Consider the following 16,634-nt stretch of genomic DNA (forward strand, 5'->3'; position numbering starts at 1 on the left):
CCGACCGGAGGACCCGCCGCCACCGCCGCCCCACCGGAGGGGAAGGAGCACCCATGACCCCGCCCCCGAGCCCGTCGCCGTCGCAGGCGCTCCGCATCGCCTACTCCCCCTGCCCCAACGACACCTTCGTCTTCCACGCCTGGGCCCACGGCCTCGTCCCCGGCGCCCCGCCCCTCGACGTCACCCTCGCCGACATCCACCTCACCAACGGCATGGCCGAGCGCGGCGAGCTGGACGTGCTCAAGGTCTCCTACGCCGTCCTCCCCTACGTCCTCGACCGCTACGCCCTCCTCCCCTGCGGCGGCGCCCTCGGCCGCGCCTGCGGCCCGCTGGTGCTGACCGCCGCCGCGCAGAACCCCGTGGACCTCGCCGGGCGCACCGTCGCGGTGCCCAGCGAGCGCTCGACCGCGTACCTGCTCTTCCGGCTCTGGGCCGCCACCGAAGTCCCGGGCGGCGTGGGCGAGGTCGTCGTCATGCCGTTCCACGAGATCATGCCCGCCGTCCGCGACGGCAAGGTCGACGCCGGGCTCGTCATCCACGAGGCCCGCTTCACCTACCAGGGCTACGGCCTGCACTGCGTCGCCGACATGGGCGAGCACTGGGAGGCGGTCACCGGGCTGCCCATCCCCCTCGGCGCCATCGTCGCCCGCCGCGCCCTCGGCGCCGAGACCCTGCACGCGCTCGCCGACGCCGCCCGTGCCTCGGTGCGGATGGCGTGGGCGGACCCGGAGGCTTCGCGCGCGTACGTGGCGGAGCACGCGCAGGAGATGGATCCCGCGGTGGCCGAGCAGCACATCGGGCTGTACGTCAACGAGTTCACCGCCGACCTCGGCGAGGACGGCTACGCCGCGGTGCGCGGGCTGCTCACCCGCGCCGCGGCCGAGGGGCTGGTGCCGCCGCTCGCCCCGGGCGCGCTGGCGTTCCCGTAGCGGAGACCGGCGAGCGGGGACAGGCGACAGGGGACAAGGGACGCGGGACAGGGGAGACGGAAACACCCCCGCGCCCCGGGCTCCGGCGCTTCCCTCCCACCCGGTACGGGTACGACAGCCCCCTCAGACGTCCAGCTGATCGGCGACGGCCCGCAGCATCCCGGCGATCTTCCGGCCGTGCGTCTTGTCCGGGTACCGGCCGCGTTCGAGCTGCTGCGTCACGCTCTCCAGCAGCGTCGTCAGATCCTGCACGATCGACGCCAGCTCGTCCGGCTTGCGCCGCTGCGCGGCCGCGACCGACGGGGTGGGGTCCAGCAGCGTCACGGACAGCGCCTGGTCGCCGCGCTGTCCGGCCACCACGCCGAACTCGACGCGCTGCCCGGGCCGGAGCGTCTCCACTCCGTCCGGCAGCACCGACGAGTGCACGAAGACGTCACCGCCGTCGTCGCGGGAGAGGAAGCCGAAGCCCTTCTCGCTGTTGAACCACTTGACTTTGCCGGTAGGCACGTGTCGTCGCCCTGTCTTCGTTTTCGTGCTCGCCGCCCCCGAAAGAGCAGGAGAGCGGGTCACGTGACCCGCCACCTCAAGGCTAATGGTCCCCCGCGTGGTGACAAGATGTCGCCGGGTGCTTCCTCAGCGCATATCCCGCGTATCCCGCGCGCACATTCCGGCCCGCCTACGCTGGTGGTGTGAACACCGGAACCTCCCGCCCCGGGGACCTGCTCGTACGCGCCGGGGCGATCGTCTTCCTCGTCGGCGCGCTCGGTACGTTTGTCACTTTCGTCCCGTTCTTCATCGGGGCGGACCCGCTGCCGACGGTCGCGTATCTCGTCTCGATGCTGATGGGTGTCGGCTTCGGGCTGGCGCTGGCCGGGCTGTTCCGCTCCGCGGCGGCGTCCCGGCGCGAGGCGCGGCAGGCGGCGCCGGCGCCGTAGCGTACGACGCGCACGCCTGCGCGCCCCCAAGGCCACCCCGGGGGCCGCCGCGCCTCTACGGCCCCGGCGCCCCGGCCCCCGACAGCCACCCCGACAGCCACTCCGGGAACGCCCGCAGGTCCGGCAGTACGACGTCCGCCCCGGCCGCCCGCAGCTCCGCCGGCGGGCACGGCCCCGTCGCCACGGCCACCGACAGCACCCGCGCCGCCCGCGCCCCCGCGACGTCCCCCACGTGGTCGCCGACGTACGCCGACGCCTCGTACTCCGTCAGCGCCGTCGCCTTCGCGTCCGCCCACAGCCCACCCACGACCGCACCCGGGGCCAGGCCCAGGTGGTCGAGGTGCAGCTCCGCCAGCGGCCGGCTCTTCGCCGTGACCACCAGGGCCCGCCCGCCGGCCGCCCGCACCGCCGTGAGCGCCGCGGCGGCGCCGGGCAGGGCGGTGGTGGGGGTGATGCCGTGGTCGGGGTAGAGGGCGCGGTAGCGGTCGCCGAGGGCGGCCACGCGGTCCGCGGGGAACCAGTTCGCCAGCTCCGACTCCACCGGCGGGCCGAGGCGCGACGTCACGAGGTCGGTGTCGACGTACACGCCCGTCTCCGCGACGAGCGCCTCGTACACCGCCTTGATCCCCGGCCGGGAGTCGATGAGGGTCATGTCCAGGTCGAAGCCGACAGTGAAGGCCGGCGGCCGGGACGGGGCCGGCGGCCGGGACGGGGCGGGCGGCGGGGAGGGGGTACGCATTCGGCCAATTCTGCCCGCCGCCCGATCCGGTCAGGTCAGGAGGATGGCCTGAAGCCGCTCGTCCAGGAACTCGCCCACCGTCGCGGGCCGCTCCTCCGCCCCGCCGGCGCCCCCCGCCGGCATGGGCGTGGCCGGGCCCGGGTTGTAGAACCAGACCAGCGACATCAGCTCCTCCGCCGGCGCGTCCACCGGCGGCGGCAGCACCCGGTGCCACCCCGCCTGCCACCGTCCCCCGCTCCACATCGCGCCCAGCTCGCCGAGGTTGACGGTCAGCGCGTCCACCTCGGGGTGGTACGGGGCGTCCCGCCAGTTGTCCTCGTCGTCCTCGGCGTCGGCCGGGCCGTTGCGCACCTGGAGGCAGCCCAGGCCGTGCTGGCGGTCCAGGACGGCCATGAGGTCCCAGTCCTGGTGCGCCCCGAGCCGGTACTGGCCGGGGCGCGGCGCGCCGGTCCGCCGCCTGCTCCCGTACCAGTTGACATTGCACGTCCAGGCCGCGTCCGTGTCGTAGCGGGTGAGGAAGTCGGCCGGCTCCCCGAGGGCGGCGGCGAGCAGCTCCAGCAGGTCGAGCGAGAGGCGCCGCATCTGGCGCGCGTACTCCTCGACCGGCTCGCGCAGGCCGGGCACCTCGGCCGGCCAGACGCCGGGGTGGTGCGGATAGAGGCTCCACAGCTCGACGAGGTCCGGCGGGCTCGCCCCGTCCTTGATCGCCGCCGCGGCGATGCCGCCGGGGCCGGTCCAGCCGCCGTCGCCCCGGTTGCGGTAGCCGTCCTTGACGTCGGGGGGCAGGTCGAAGGCCGTACGGGCGGCCGCCCTGACGGCCGCGCGCAGGGCGGGGTCCACGCCGTGACCGGTGACCATCACGAACCCGGTCGCCCGCAGCGACTCGTCGAGCCGGGCGAGGACCCGCCGCCGTTCGTCCGGGTCGCCGGACCGCCAGGACGCGAGGTCGACAAGGGAGATGCTCATGCGGGTGCCTCTCTCCGGGACGCTGCCGTGGTGGCCTCATTGTGGGCCGCGGCGGACGGCCCCGTACAGCGGCCCGGCGCGCCTGCGCCGGGCCCCGGGCGGCACCCGCGGCGCCGTCCCACCGGTGTGGTCCCGGGCGGCGGGCGCTACTTGCGCAGCCGCCGCCGCGCCCGCCAGAGCAGGAAGAGCACCGAGGCGACGGCCGCGAGCCGGACGAGGTCGAGGAACATGTCCTGGTACGCCTGCCCCAGCGTCCCCTCCTTCAGCTGTTCGCCCCACCGCCCTTCGTGACGTCCCCACAGCCACACCAGCCCGCCGGCCGCCACCGTGCCCGGCACCCCGAGCGCGGCCCACTTCTTCTCCCTCATCGACAGCCGCCGCGACGTGTACACCAGCGCCCAGCCGACGACCGACGCCATCCACTGGCTGAGCGCCGCGCCCCCCAGCAGCGCGCCCATCGCCAGCACCTCCATCAGGCCGGCGCTGCGCAGCAGTTCGCGGGTGGCGGCGCCGTGGCGGCGGGGCGGGGGCGCCGGCTCGTCGTCCTCGTACTCCTCCTCGGCCTCGGCCTCCGCCTCCTCCCGGCGGGCCTGCTTCGCCTTGGCGGCCCGGGCGGACCGGGCCGCGTTCGCGGCCTTGGCGGCGCGGGCGGCGCGGCCCACGGCGCCCTTCGGGCCGGGCTGCCGCGGACCAGCGCCGTCCGGGGCGCCGTCCGCGCCGTCGTCGGCGTCCTGGTCCTCCGGGTGCCGGAACAGCTCCGGCAGCTCGACGCCGCCGGTGAAGCCGGGCACCTTGTCGGCGCCGCGCGGGGGTCCGGGCACCGGGCCGGCGAACGGCGTGGGTTCGACGTGCCACCAGTCGGGGTCGGCGTGGGAGCGGTCGAGTTCGTCCTCGCCGGCGAGGTGGGGCGGGGAGGCGGCGGTGGGGGGCGGCTCGGCGGGGGGTGTGAAGTCGTCGGGCGCGGGCGCCGGCCGGGGTACGGGGAACTCGGGCCCGCCTCCGCCGCGGCGGCCGGAGTTGGAGCCGGGACCGGAGTCGGAGCCGGTACGCGGCCGGGGCAGCCGGCCCAGCCACTTCTCCGACCCGCCCGCCCGCGGCCGCGGCAGCCGCGATGCCAGCCCGCCGCCCCCGGCCGGCGGCGGCTCCCCGGGCCGCACCGCGACCTCCGGCACGGCGGACGCGGGGTCCCGCTTGGCGGCCTCGACGATGTCCCCGGGGCTGCCGAACCGGGCGAGCACCTGCTTCACCGCGGCCACGCTGTGCGCGCCCTCGGCGGCGCGCACCTTGTCGATGCCGGTCCGCAGCTCGTTGACCAGCCGCATGCGCTGCCCGGAGGGCAGGGCGCGCTGCTGTGCGATGTCGCCGACGCGGCTCAGGTAGTCGTATACGAGCTGGTCGCTCTCGATGCCCACCGAATCCCCTACGGCCGTGCGCTGTTGACTTCTCGACGGTACCGCGCGCACGGCCGCCCCCTCGCCCCCCGCACGCGGCCCCGGCGCCCGCGGGCGAGTGCGCCGCGCGTACGCCGCGGGCGACCGAATACGCTGCGGCGGACCGGCACCTCCCGCGACAAGGAGCCTTCGTGGACCCCGTGGATCCCGTGGACCCCCCGGCCGCCGTGGCCGACCCCACCGCCCGGCTGCGCGCCGCGGCCCTCGACGCCTGGGCGGCGTCGGCCGCCCGCTTCCGCGAGGACGCCAACGCGGAGGAGGACCTCGCCCTCGGCGGCTACCGCGACCGCCTGGTGGTCGAGCTGGCCCAGAACGCGGCGGACGCGGCCGCCCGCGCGGGGGAGGCGGGCCGGCTGCGGTTGACGCTGGACGCCGCCGGCGGGGCCGGGGAGCCGTCCGCCGGAGGCGGTGCCGGGGTGCTGACCGTTGCCAACACCGGGGCTCCCCTCGACGCCGCCGGCGTCGAGTCGCTGGCCACGCTGCGGGCCTCCGCCAAGCGCGGGGAGGACACCGGCGAGGCCGTGGGGCGGTTCGGGGTCGGGTTCTCCGCCGTGCTGGCGGTCAGCGACGCGCCGGAGGTCGTCTCCCGGGGCGGCGCGGGGGCGCGGTGGTCGCTGGCGGAGGCGCGGGAGCTGGTCCGTACGGCCGGCGAGCGCAACCCGGCGCTCGCCGAGGAGGCCGCCCGCCGCGCCGGCCACGTCCCCCTGCTCCGCCTCCCCCTGCCCCTCGCGGACACCGGCGCCCCCGCCGTGCCCGGCGGCTACGACACCGCCGTCCGCCTCCCCCTGCGCGACCCGGCGGCCGCCGCCCTCGCCCGCCGCCTCCTCGACGCCGTCGACGACGCGCTCCTCCTCGCGCTCCCCGGCCTGGCCGAGGTCGTGGTGGAGACCCCCGAGGGCGTACGCACCCTGCGCCGCCGCACGGACGGCCCGTACACGGTCATCGAGGACAGCGGCCGTACGAGCACACCGGCCCGCGGACCGGCCGCCCAACCCGCCGCCGAGCCCGCCGCCGCCGAACCCGGGGCCGCCGCCCCGCCCGCCGCCACCCGCTACCGCACCCGCACCGCCGCCGGGCGGCTCGACCCCGGCCTCCTCGCCGACCGCCCCGTCGAGGAACGCCTCCGCCCCACCTGGACCGTCACCTGGGCCGTCCCCGTGGGCCCCGACGGCGCCCCCGCCGCGCCCGCCACCGCCCCCGTGCTCCACGCCCCCACCCCCACCGACGAACCCCTCGGCGTCCCCGCGCTCCTCATCGCCTCCTTCCCCCTCGAACCCACCCGCCGCCACCTCGCCCCCGGCCCGCTCACCGACTTCCTCGTCGACCGCGCCGCCGACGCCTACGCCGCGCTCCTCGCCGACTGGGCCCCCCTCTCCCCCGGCACCGTCGACCTCGTCCCCGGCCCCCTCGGGCGCGGCGAGCTGGACGGCGCCCTGCGCGCCGGCATCCTCCGGCTCCTCCCCGACGTGGCGTTCCTGCCCCCCGCCACGCCGCCGTCCGACGCGCCCGGGGAGGGCGACGGGCCGCGGCCCCTGCGCCCCCGCGACGCGCTCGTCGCCGAGGGCGCCGGCGCGGAGACCGTGCGCCGGCTCGGCGACGTCTTCCCGCACCTGCTCCCCGCCGGGCTGGAGCGCCGCGGCGAACTGCGCACCCTCGGCGTCGCGCGCGTGCCGCTCGGCGAACTCGTCGAGCGGCTCAGCGGCGTGGAGCGACCGGCCGCCTGGTGGCACGGCCTCTACGACTCCCTCGCCGGCACCGACCCCGAGGAGCTGGCCGGGCTGCCCGTGCCGCTCGCCGACGGCCGCGTGGTCGTGGGCCCGCGCCAGGTCCTCCTCCCCACGGCCGACGGCGGCGAGCCCGGCGCCCCCGACGACAGCCGCCCCGCGCGCCTCGCCCGCCTCGGCCTCCGCGTCGCCGACCCCGTCGCCGCCCACCCCGTGCTGGAGCAGCTCGGCGCCGTCCCCGCCACCCCCCGCGCCGTGCTGACGACCCCGCAGGTACGGGCGGCGGTCGCCGGGTCGCTGGACGCGGGGGAGGTGTGGTTCGACGAGGGGCCCGAACAGGGCGCGCCGGGGCCGGAGGAGCTGGCGGACATCGTCCTCGGGCTGGTCCGCGACGCCCGCCTCGCGCCCGGCGACGAACCGTGGCTCGGCGCCCTCGCGCTGCCCGACGAGGACGGCGAGCCGGCCCCCGCCGGAGAACTCGTCTACCCCGGCAGCCCGTTCGCCGGCGTCATCCGACCGGGTGAACTCGCGCTGTGCGACCCCGGCCTGGTCGAGCGGTGGGGGGAGGAGCCGTTGACGGCTGTCGGGGTGCAGGCCCACTTCGCGCTCGTACGGGCCGGGGACGTCGTCCTCGACCCCGACGAGCTGGAGCCGCGCGACGCCGACTACCCCGAACCCGACGACGCCGGGCTCCTCGACGCCGTCGACGTGTGGTGCGAGGACGTCCTCGACCAGCTGCCGGACACGCCCGTGCCGCCGGTGCTCACCGAACTGGTGGGCGTACGGGACCTGGACCTCGTCGACGAGGTGCGCTGGCCGCAGGCGCTCGCGCTGCTCTCCCGCCCGCCGCTGCGCGAGGCCCTGACGCGTCCCGCGCGCGTGCTGCTGCCGGACGGCGAGGCGCGGCTCGTACGCCCGTACACCGCCTGGTGGCTGCGCGGCAACCCCGTGCTCGACGGCCGCCCGCCCGCCGGCCTGCGCGCCGCGGGCGGCGACCCGCTGCTCGCCGGGCTGTACGAGCCGGCCGACGCCTCCGCGGTCGGCGACGAGCAGGTCCTCCGCGCCCTGGGCGTACGCACCTCCGCCGCCGCGCTCCTCGACGAGCCGGGCGGCGCCGCGGAACTCCTCGCCCGCCTCGCCGACCCCGCCGCCGACGAGGTCACCCCGCCCCAGCTCCACGCCCTCTACACCCTCCTCGCCGACCTCGACCCCGCCGCCGTCACCCTCCCGGACGACCTCCGCGCGGTCCGCGACGGCGCCACGGAGGTAGTGCCGGCCGGCGAGGCCCTGGTCGCGGACGCCCCCGACCTGGTGCCGCTGGCGGCGGCCCGCCCGCTGCTGCCGGTCGACCCGCGGCGGGCGGCGGCGCTGGCGGAGCTGCTCCAGGTGCGGCGGCTGACGGAGGCGTACGAGGCGGGGGTGGCCGCGGCGGGCGAAACCCGGGAGGTCCCGCGGCCCGTACGGGACCTGCTGGGCCCGGACACCCCGGAGACGTACGAGGAGCACGAGCGGCTCACGGCCGGCGGCGCCGAACTCGACTGGCGCCGCACCCCGGACGGCACCGTCCACGCGGCGACGATGGAGGGGCTGGCGGCGGGACTGGCGTGGTCGACGGGGCAGTGGGCGCGGCGGTTCGAGGCGGCGGCGCTGCTGGAGGACCCGTCGCGGACGCGGGAGCTGGGGGAGGCCCGCTGGTTCGACTGAGGCCCGTACGCGGGCGAGGACGCCGGACGCCGGAGGGCGCGGAGGACGCTGGAGGGCGCCGGGGCGCCGGGACGCAGGGGCGGCGGTCGCGGTGGCCGTACGGCGCGCAAGCGGGCCGGGTGCGCGGCAGCCGCCCGGGCCCCACCGCCGCCGCTACGCCGCCGGCGCCAGCTCCTCCGCCCGCCGCGACGGCACGAACGCGACGTGCTTCCGCCCCCGCCGCAGGTCGATCCGCAGCCGCAGCCCCCCGACCCGGGCCAGCACCAGGCCCACCGTGACCGCCGCCACCGCCGAGATCACGCCGCACGTCAGGAACCCGATCCGGGCGCCGAACGTGTCCGTCGCCCAGCCCACGACCGGCCCGCCGATCGGCGTGCCGCCGACGAACACCATCACGAACAGGCTCATCACCCGCCCCCGCATGGCCTCGTCCGTGGCCAGCTGGACGTTCGCGTTCGCCGTCGTGTTGAACAGCAGCCCGAACGCGCCCACCGGCACCAGCAGCGCCGCGAACAGCCAGAACGCCGGCGACACCGCCGCCACGATCTCCAGCACTCCGAACGCCAGCGCCGCGAGCACCGTCAGCCGCATCCGGCTCACCCCGCGCCGGGCCGCGAACAGCGCGCCGCCCAGCGAGCCGGCGGCCATCAGCGAGTTGAGCAGGCCGTACGTGCCGGCGTCGCCGTGGAAGACCTCGTCCACGTACGCCGTGAGCCAGATGGGGAAGTTGTAGCCGAACGTGCCGATGAAGCCGACCAGCACGATCGGCCACAGCAGCTCCGGCCGCCCGGCGACGTACGTAAGGCCCTCGCGCAGCTGCCCCTTGCCGCGCGGCGCGCGCTCGACGCGGTGCAGCTCCGCGGTGCGCATGAGCAGCAGCCCGGTGATGGGGGCGAGGAACGACAGGCCGTTGAGCAGGAAGGCCCACCCGCTGCCCACGGCGGTGATGAGGATGCCGGCGACGGCGGGGCCGAGGAGCCGTGCGGTCTGGAAGTTGGCGGCGTTGAGGCTGACGGCGTTCTGCATCTGCTCCTTGCCGACCAGCTCGGCGACGAACACCTGCCGCGCCGGGTTGTCGACGACGGTGGCGAGGCCGAGCAGGAACGCCATCAGGTACACGTGCCAGACCGTCACCGCCCCGCTCAGCGTGAGCGCCGCGAGCGCGAGTCCGATGAGGCCCATGGCGGTCTGGGTGAAGAGCAGCAGCTTGCGCTTGGGGAGCCGGTCGGCGAGCACGCCGCCGTAGAGGCCGAACAGCAGCATGGGCAGGAACTGCAGCGCGGTCGTGATGCCGACGGCGGTGGCGGAGCCGGTGAGGCTGAGCACCAGCCAGTCCTGGGCGATGCGCTGCATCCAGGTACCGGTGTTGGAGACCACCTGGCCGCCGGCGAAGAGCCGGTAGTTGCGGATCTTCAGCGAGCTGAAGGTGCCGCGGTCGTCGGATGTGGGTGCGGGGGCGGAGTCTGCTCCGGGTCCCGTACTCAAAAGTGTCCCCTCCTGTCAGCGTCCTGTTTCTGCGGTGTCCTGCGGCGGCGCGGCGCGCGCGTCCGGCACGGGCAGGTGCGCGAGCTTTTCGAGCACCGGCGCGGCGGCGCGCAGCGTGGCCCACTCCTGCTCGGACAGCCCGCCGGCCAGCTCGGCCAGCCAGGCGTTGCGCTTGCGGCGGCTCTCCTCCAGCATCGCCTCGGCCTGCTCGGTCTGGCTGACGACCTTCTGCCGCCGGTCCTCCGGGTGCGGCTCCAGCCGGACCAGCCCCTTGGTCTCCAGCATGGCGACGATGCGGGTCATCGACGGCGGCTGGACGTGCTCCTTGCGCGCCAGCTCACCGGGGCCGAGGGGGCCGCAGCGGAAGAGCGTGCCGAGCACCGACATCTCGGTCGGGCTCAGCGACTCGTCCACGCGCTGGTGCCGCAGCCGGCGGGTCAGGCGCATGATCGCGGAGCGGAGCGAGTTCACCGCGGCGGCGTTCTCGTCCCGGGACAGGTCAGGCATGGTCATTAGCGTACCTCATTACTTTGTCTAAGTAAAATGTGGAAGCCGAGACTGAGGAGGTTACGGGCAGGCTGCCCACGTCGCCCGAAAGGATGACCGCGTACGGGAACGCCCGCGCCCGCCCTCCGCGAGCGGCGACCCTGACGGCATGGGGACAGACGTGCTCAGCCTGCGAATAGACGGCGAACTCCTCGACCGCCTCCGCACCCACGCGGCGCGGCGGGACATGGCGGTGCAGGACTACGTGGTGCGCCTGCTGCGGCGCAACGACTTCGACGAACGCTTCCGGACGGCGGTCGAGGAGACCGAACGCCTCACCCACTGGCCGACGAGCCCCACCCCGGCCTCCCACCGCCTCGGAGCCACCGGCCGCCCCCGCTGACCCGGCCCCGCTGACCCGGCCCCGGCGGGCCCGGGCGTGGCGCCGCCCAGCGCGCCGCGCGCGGCGGTCAGTCGAGGCCCAGCCAGCGTTCGATCGGGTCGAGGGCGAAGTAGACCACGAACACCGCCGACGTCACCCACAGCGCCGGGCGTACGCTCCACGGGCGCCCCACCGCCGCGCGGAGCAGCACGTGGGCGAGGAAGCCCATGCCGATGCCGGCCGTGATGCTGTACGTGAACGGCATCAGCGTGATCGTCAGGAAGGCCGGGATCGCGATCGTCGGGTCGGACCAGTCGATGCTGCCGATGTTCGACGACAGGATCAGGAAGCCCACCACCACCAGCGCCGGCGTCGCCGCCTGCGCCGGGACGATCGTCACCAGCGGCGTGCAGACCAGCGCCAGGCAGAACATCCCGCCCGTCACCACGTTCGCCAGCCCGGTACGGGCCCCCTCGCCGACCCCCGCGGTCGACTCGGCGAAGGCCGTGCTCGCCGAGGCGGAGGCCGCGCCGCCGAGGGCGACCGCGGCGCCGTCGGCCATCAGGACCCGGTTCATCTCGGGGAGGCGGCCGTGCTCGTCGAGGAGGCGGGCCTCCTCCGTGACGCCGAGGATCGTGCCCATCGCGTCGAAGAAGCCGGACAGCAGCACGGTGAAGACGAAGAGGCAGCCGGTCAGGATGCCTGCCTCGCGGAAGCCGCCGAAGAGGCTCGCCTCGCCCAGCAGGCCGAAGTCCGGGGCCTCCACGACGCTGTCCGGGACCACCGGGGCGGTCAGGCCCCACGCCTCCTCCGGGAGGTCGGCGGTCGCGTGGATGACCATCGCGACCAGCGTCATCGTCACGATGCTGACGAGGATCGCGCCGCGGAAGCGGCGCGCCAGCAGCACGAAGGTCAGCCCCAGCCCCAGCACGAAGACCAGCACCGGCCAGCCGTCCAGGTGACCGGCGGTGCCCAGGCCGAGCGGTACGGTGGTGTGCGCGGAGTCCGGGTTGCGGGTGACGAAGCCCGCGTCGACCAGGCCGACGAGGGCGATGAACAGGCCGATGCCGATCGCGATGGCCTTGCGCAGGCCGTCCGGGATCGCGGACATCACCCGCTCCCGCAGCCCGGTGGCCACCAGCAGCATGATGACGAGCCCCGCCAGCACCACCATCCCCATCGCGTCCGCCCACGCCATCTCCGGCGCGAGCTGGAGCGACACCACCGCGTTGATGCCGAGGCCGGCGGCGCAGGCGACGGGGACGTTGCCGATGACGCCCATGAGGAGCGTGGTGACCGCGGCGACCAGCACCGTGGCGGTGACCAGCTCGCCATGGTCGAGTTTCTGGCCAAACTTGTCCGTCGCCGAACCCAGGATGATCGGGTTGAGCACGATGATGTACGCCATGGCGAAGAAGGTCGCCAGCCCGCCCCGCAGCTCCTGGGTGACGGACGAGCCGCGCCGCGAGATGCGGAAGTAGGCGTCGAGGGGCGAGTTGCTGCCGGTCTTCGCGTTGGGGGGCATGCGCGACCTTCGTGCTGAGCGGTGCCGGAGCCGTGCCGGGCGGGGCCCGGCGGTGGCCGGACTCCGGCGCCCACCCAGTATGCGGCCGGCCCGCGGCCCGTACCCTGGTGACATGGGCAAGAAGGCGTACAGTCATCCCGCGCCGGAGCCGTTCGAGGGCGACATCATGGCGGTGACGGTCGGCGGCACCGTGCTGTGGTTCGTGCTCTTCCTCGTCCAGCTGCCGTTCACCGGCTGGCTCGACGACCACGACCGCATGTGGTGGCTGTGGACCTGTCTCGCGGGCGCGGGTCTCGGACTCCTCGGCATCCTGTACGTACGCCGCCGGGCCGCCGCTCTCGCCCGGGGCGCCCGCGCAGCCGCCGCGCCGAACACGTAACGTCGTACGCATGACGCAGCGGGTCGAGACCGCCCCCGAGGGCGGCGAGGGGCCGGAGCCGGGCGCCGCCACCACCGCCGCCGAGCCCACCGCCGCCGACGCCACCGCCGAGTCCGCCGCCGCGCGCCGGCACGACGGACTCACCGCCGCCGAGGTCGCCGAGCGCGTCGCCCGCGGCGAGGTCAACGACGTTCCCGTACGCTCCTCCCGCTCCACCGCCGACATCGTCCGCGCCAACGTCTTCACCCGCTTCAACGCCATCATCGGCGTCCTGTGGGTCGTCATGCTGGCCGTCGCGCCCATCCAGGACAGCCTGTTCGGCTTCGTGATCCTCGCGAACACCGGCATCGGCATCGTCCAGGAGCTGCGCGCCAAGAAGACCCTCGACAGCCTCGCCGTCATCGGCGAGGCCAAGCCCCAGGTGCGCCGCGACGGCCGCACCCGGGAGATCCCCACCGCCGGGATCGTCCTCGGCGACCTCGTCGAGCTGGGCCCCGGCGACAAGGCCGTCGTCGACGGCGAGGTGCTGGAGTCCGACGGCCTGGAGATCGACGAGTCCCTCCTCACCGGCGAGGCCGACCCCGTCGTCAAGCAACCCGGCGACAAGGTGCTCTCCGGCAGCTTCGTCGTCGCCGGCGGCGGCGCGTTCACGGCGACGAAGGTGGGGCGCGAGGCGTACGCCGTGCAGCTGGCCGAGGAGGCGTCGCGCTTCACGCTCGTCCACTCCGAGCTGCGCAGCGGCATCAGCGAGATCCTCAAGTACGTGACGTACATGATGGTCCCGGCCGCCATCGGCCTGGTCATCAGCCAGCTCGTCGTCGAGAACGAGGACACCAAGGACGCCATCCGCCGCATGGTCGGCGGGATCGTGCCGATGGTGCCCGAGGGCCTGGTGCTGCTCACCTCCATGGCGTTCGCGATAGGCGTCATCCGGCTCGGCCGCAAGCAGTGCCTCGTCCAGGAACTCCCCGCGATCGAAGGACTCGCGCGCGTCGACGTCGTCGCCCTCGACAAGACCGGCACCCTCACCGAGGGCGGCATGGACGTCACCCAGCTGCGGCCGCTCGGCGGCGCCGCCGAGGCCGACGTCCGGCGGGTGCTCGGCGCGCTCGGCTCGTCCGACCCGCGGCCGAACGCCAGCCTCCAGGCCATCGTCGAGGCGTACCCGGACACCGGGGAGCTGCGGTGCACGGAGTCGCTGCCGTTCTCCTCGGCGCGCAAGTACAGCGGGGCGGCCTTCAGCGACGCGGCCGACGCGAGCGGCGCGGGCGACGCGGCCGACGCGGGCGGCTTCGCCGCCGGCGCGGGCACGTGGCTGCTGGGCGCGCCCGACGTGCTGCTGCCGCCCGCCGACCCGGCTCTGACCGAGATCGACGAGCTGAACGCCCAGGGGCTGCGCGTCCTGCTCCTCGCCCGCGCCACCCGGGAGCTGGACGACCCGGAGGTCGCGCGCGGCGTCGAGCCGGCCGCGCTGGTCGTCCTGGAGCAGCGGCTCCGGCCCGACGCCGCCGACACCCTCCGCTACTTCGCGGAGGAGCGGGTCGAGACGAAGATCATCTCGGGCGACAACGCGGTGTCCGTCGGCGCGGTGGCCGCGAAGCTGGACATGGCGGGCGCGGACCGTACGGTCGACGCGCGCACGCTGCCCGCCGACCTGGACGAGATGGCCGCCGTCCTCGACGACAACGCCGTCTTCGGCCGCGTCAACCCGCAGCAGAAGCGCGACATGGTCGCCGCCCTGAAGTCCCGCGGGCACGACGTGGCCATGACGGGCGACGGCGTCAACGACGTGCTCGCGCTGAAGGACGCCGACATCGGCGTGTCCATGGGCTCGGGCTCGGAGGCATCGAAGGCCGTCGCGCAGATCGTCCTGCTGAACAACAGCTTCTCCACCCTCCCCTCGGTGGTCGCCGAGGGCCGCCGCGTCATCGGCAACATCGAGCGGGTCGCGAACCTCTTCCTCACCAAGACCGTCTACTCGGTCCTGATGGCGCTGCTCGTCGTCGCCACCCAGGTCCCGTACCCCTTCCTGCCGCGGCACCTCACGCTCCTGTCGACGCTGACGATCGGCGTGCCGGCGTTCTTCCTGGCGCTGGCGCCGAACAAGGAGCGGGCGCGGCCCCACTTCGTACGCCGGGTGATGCGGTACGCGATCCCCGCCGGGCTGATCGCGGGAACGGCGACGTTCCTGACGTACATGCTGGCGCGGCGGCACTACACCGGGGACGGGGCGCTGGACGCGGAGACGTCGGCGGCGACGCTGACGCTGTTCCTCATCGCCATGTGGGTGCTGGCGATCATCGCGCGGCCGTACACCTGGTGGCGGGTGGGGCTGGTCGCGACGATGGCGCTGGGCTTCGTGATCGTGCTGGTCACGCCGTGGCTACAGGACTTCTTCGCGCTGAAGCTGGTCGGCACGCAGATGCCGTGGACGGCGGTGGGGGTCGCGGTGGCCGCGTCGGTGCTGCTGGAGTTCGCGTGGCGGTGGGTGACGCGGCGGTTCCCGGACACGGACTGAAGGGCCCGGCGTGAGGCTGTTCGCCGCGGTCGTCCCGCCGGTGGAGGTGCTGGAGCCGCTGGCCGCCGCGGTCGCGCGGCTCCGCGGGAGGCCGGACGCGGGACGGCTGCGCTGGACCCGGCCGGAGGGCTGGCACGTCACGGTGGCGTTCTACGGGGAGGTGCCGGCCGGCGCCGTCGCGGAGCTGGGCGACCGGCTGGCGCGGGCCGCCGCGCGGCGGCGGGGGCCGCTGTCGCTGGGGCTGGCGGGGGGCGGCCGGTTCTCGGACACCGTGCTGTGGACGGCGGCGACGGGGGACGTCGAGGAGCTGGGCCGCCTGGCGGCGGGCGCGGAGGCGGCGGGGCGGCGGACACGGGGGGTGGGCGAGGGCGCGGGGTCCGGTGCCGGGGCCCGCGGACCCGGGGGCGAACGCCGCTACCGCCCCCACCTGACGCTGGCCCGCCAGCGCCACGGCGGCGGCGCGGACCTGGCCCCGTACACGGACGCCCTACGCGACTTCACCACCCCGCGACGCGAGGTGCCCGCCCTCACCCTGATCCGCAGCCACCTCCCGCTCCGGGGTGTGGCGGGCGCCCAGCCGCACTACGAGCCGGTGGCCTCCTGGCCCCTGGGCGGGGCGTAACCGGGGCTCAGTCGCGGGGGAACTCGCCGGTCGCGAGCTTGAGCCCGACAGGGGTGTCGGTGAGGTCGATGTCCACGCCGAAGGCGAGGGTGCTCTGGACGCGGTACTTCCCGTCCTTGGGCTTCAGGTGTACGCGGCACTTGGCGGTGTACGGATCGACGATCAGGTAGACGGGCACTTCGGCAGCGGCGTACACGGCCCTCTTCGGTCCGTAGTCGTTGGCGGCGGTGCCCTTGGAGATCACCTCGCCCACGAACTCCACGTCCTGAGAGCGCCATCGTCCCTCGTCGTTCTTGGCGGCATTCTCGCCGAGGGCGACGACGTCCGAGGCGAAGCCGTTGAGATGGCCGGGGTAGTCGATCCGTACGTCCGACTTCAGCCTTCGCCGGGAGTACCGGGCGCGCAATTGATCCAGAATGTCGTAGATCGTGTCCCATAGCGTGTCCCGCTGCGGTGACATGCAAATGACCCCCTCGACGATCTCAACCCTGTATCCCCCGGGGACCGGCATCCGCTCCAGCCACTCGAACATCTTGTCGAGGGTGAGCTCGTCGCTCTCGTCGGCCATCGTGGCGCTCCTCCCCGCTGCTGCTTGATCGCATGCAACCGGGCAGTACAACGATACTCACGGCGAGTCGTCACGCCCCGCCATCGCCGTCGCGGGCCCGCCGCCCCGCGCGGGGCGGCGGGCCCGTAAGCTCGTACGCGTGAACGCCAAGACCCGCATCCGCGTCGTCAGCGCCACGCTCGTGCTGATCTTCGCCGTCGTCGCCGTCGCCGCCGCCTTCG

15 protein-coding genes are annotated in these 16,634 nt (G+C 75.3%); 7 read left to right on the plus strand and 8 right to left on the minus strand.

Features of this window, described 5'->3' with window-relative positions; translation table 11 throughout:
- Window positions 1-53 precede the first annotated feature (53 nt).
- Window positions 54-929, plus strand: a complete 876-nt coding sequence (locus tag ACHZ99_RS25350) for a 1,4-dihydroxy-6-naphthoate synthase (RefSeq protein WP_420307050.1) — start codon at window positions 54-56, stop codon at window positions 927-929.
- Between the two features lie 123 nt (window positions 930-1,052).
- On the opposite strand, the gene ACHZ99_RS25355 is transcribed toward ACHZ99_RS25350, so the two are convergent.
- Entirely contained in the window at window positions 1,053-1,436 is a 384-nt protein-coding gene (locus ACHZ99_RS25355; RefSeq protein ID WP_027755166.1) for a cold-shock protein, read from the minus strand.
- A 182-nt stretch (window positions 1,437-1,618) separates the two neighbouring features.
- Here ACHZ99_RS25355 and ACHZ99_RS25360 point away from each other — a divergent pair, with 182 nt between their 5' ends.
- Window positions 1,619-1,864 carry a hypothetical protein gene (locus tag ACHZ99_RS25360; protein WP_420307051.1) on the plus strand — a complete coding sequence of 82 codons (246 nt, stop codon included), beginning with the start codon at window positions 1,619-1,621 and terminating at the stop codon, window positions 1,862-1,864.
- A gap of 55 nt (window positions 1,865-1,919) precedes the next feature.
- Here the strand turns inward: ACHZ99_RS25360 and ACHZ99_RS25365 are convergent, their stop codons facing one another.
- From ACHZ99_RS25365 to ACHZ99_RS25375, 3 genes are all read right to left on the minus strand, one after another.
- A complete protein-coding gene (locus ACHZ99_RS25365; protein ID WP_420307052.1) occupies window positions 1,920-2,603 on the minus strand; it encodes an HAD family hydrolase in 684 nt (227 codons plus the stop codon).
- A gap of 30 nt (window positions 2,604-2,633) precedes the next feature.
- The gene (locus tag ACHZ99_RS25370; protein ID WP_420307053.1) at window positions 2,634-3,569 is read right to left on the minus strand and encodes a 2-oxoglutarate and iron-dependent oxygenase domain-containing protein; all 936 of its coding nucleotides are present in this window, start codon (window positions 3,567-3,569) and stop codon (window positions 2,634-2,636) included.
- Window positions 3,570-3,715: 146 nt separating this feature from the next.
- Entirely contained in the window at window positions 3,716-4,981 is a 1,266-nt protein-coding gene (locus tag ACHZ99_RS25375; RefSeq protein ID WP_420307054.1) for a hypothetical protein, read from the minus strand.
- 170 nt (window positions 4,982-5,151) lie between these two features.
- On the opposite strand from ACHZ99_RS25375, the gene ACHZ99_RS25380 reads away from it, so the two are divergent.
- Window positions 5,152-8,448 (plus strand): sacsin N-terminal ATP-binding-like domain-containing protein, encoded by a 3,297-nt coding sequence (locus tag ACHZ99_RS25380; protein WP_420307055.1) that lies wholly within the window; start codon window positions 5,152-5,154, stop codon window positions 8,446-8,448.
- Window positions 8,449-8,601: 153 nt separating this feature from the next.
- Here the strand turns inward: ACHZ99_RS25380 and ACHZ99_RS25385 are convergent, their stop codons facing one another.
- A complete protein-coding gene (locus tag ACHZ99_RS25385; RefSeq protein ID WP_420307056.1) occupies window positions 8,602-9,933 on the minus strand; it encodes an MFS transporter in 1,332 nt (443 codons plus the stop codon).
- A 15-nt stretch (window positions 9,934-9,948) separates the two neighbouring features.
- Window positions 9,949-10,440 (minus strand): MarR family winged helix-turn-helix transcriptional regulator, encoded by a 492-nt coding sequence (locus ACHZ99_RS25390; protein WP_420307057.1) that lies wholly within the window; start codon window positions 10,438-10,440, stop codon window positions 9,949-9,951.
- 148 nt (window positions 10,441-10,588) lie between these two features.
- Here ACHZ99_RS25390 and ACHZ99_RS25395 point away from each other — a divergent pair, with 148 nt between their 5' ends.
- The gene (locus ACHZ99_RS25395; protein ID WP_420307058.1) at window positions 10,589-10,822 is read left to right on the plus strand and encodes a ribbon-helix-helix protein, CopG family; all 234 of its coding nucleotides are present in this window, start codon (window positions 10,589-10,591) and stop codon (window positions 10,820-10,822) included.
- A gap of 67 nt (window positions 10,823-10,889) precedes the next feature.
- Here the strand turns inward: ACHZ99_RS25395 and ACHZ99_RS25400 are convergent, their stop codons facing one another.
- Window positions 10,890-12,326, minus strand: coding sequence for an NCS2 family permease (locus ACHZ99_RS25400; protein ID WP_420307059.1), 1,437 nt, complete (start codon window positions 12,324-12,326; stop codon window positions 10,890-10,892).
- 112 nt (window positions 12,327-12,438) lie between these two features.
- Between ACHZ99_RS25400 and ACHZ99_RS25405 the strand changes: the two genes are divergently transcribed.
- From ACHZ99_RS25405 to ACHZ99_RS25415, 3 genes are read left to right on the plus strand one after another with little or no spacing between them, the layout of a single operon-like run.
- On the plus strand, window positions 12,439-12,705 hold the full coding sequence (locus ACHZ99_RS25405) for a DUF2530 domain-containing protein (protein WP_420307060.1): 267 nt from the start codon (window positions 12,439-12,441) through the stop codon (window positions 12,703-12,705).
- Window positions 12,706-12,715: 10 nt separating this feature from the next.
- Window positions 12,716-15,223, plus strand: a complete 2,508-nt coding sequence (locus ACHZ99_RS25410) for an HAD-IC family P-type ATPase (protein WP_420307061.1) — start codon at window positions 12,716-12,718, stop codon at window positions 15,221-15,223.
- 10 nt (window positions 15,224-15,233) lie between these two features.
- The gene (locus ACHZ99_RS25415) at window positions 15,234-15,845 is read left to right on the plus strand and encodes a 2'-5' RNA ligase family protein (RefSeq protein ID WP_420307062.1); all 612 of its coding nucleotides are present in this window, start codon (window positions 15,234-15,236) and stop codon (window positions 15,843-15,845) included.
- Between the two features lie 7 nt (window positions 15,846-15,852).
- On the opposite strand, the gene ACHZ99_RS25420 is transcribed toward ACHZ99_RS25415, so the two are convergent.
- Entirely contained in the window at window positions 15,853-16,413 is a 561-nt protein-coding gene (locus ACHZ99_RS25420; RefSeq protein ID WP_420307063.1) for a Uma2 family endonuclease, read from the minus strand.
- Window positions 16,414-16,634: the final 221 nt, after the last annotated feature.

Source organism: Streptomyces sp. MAR4 CNX-425 (genome assembly GCF_048656465.1).
Lineage (GTDB): Bacteria > Actinomycetota > Actinomycetes > Streptomycetales > Streptomycetaceae > Streptomyces.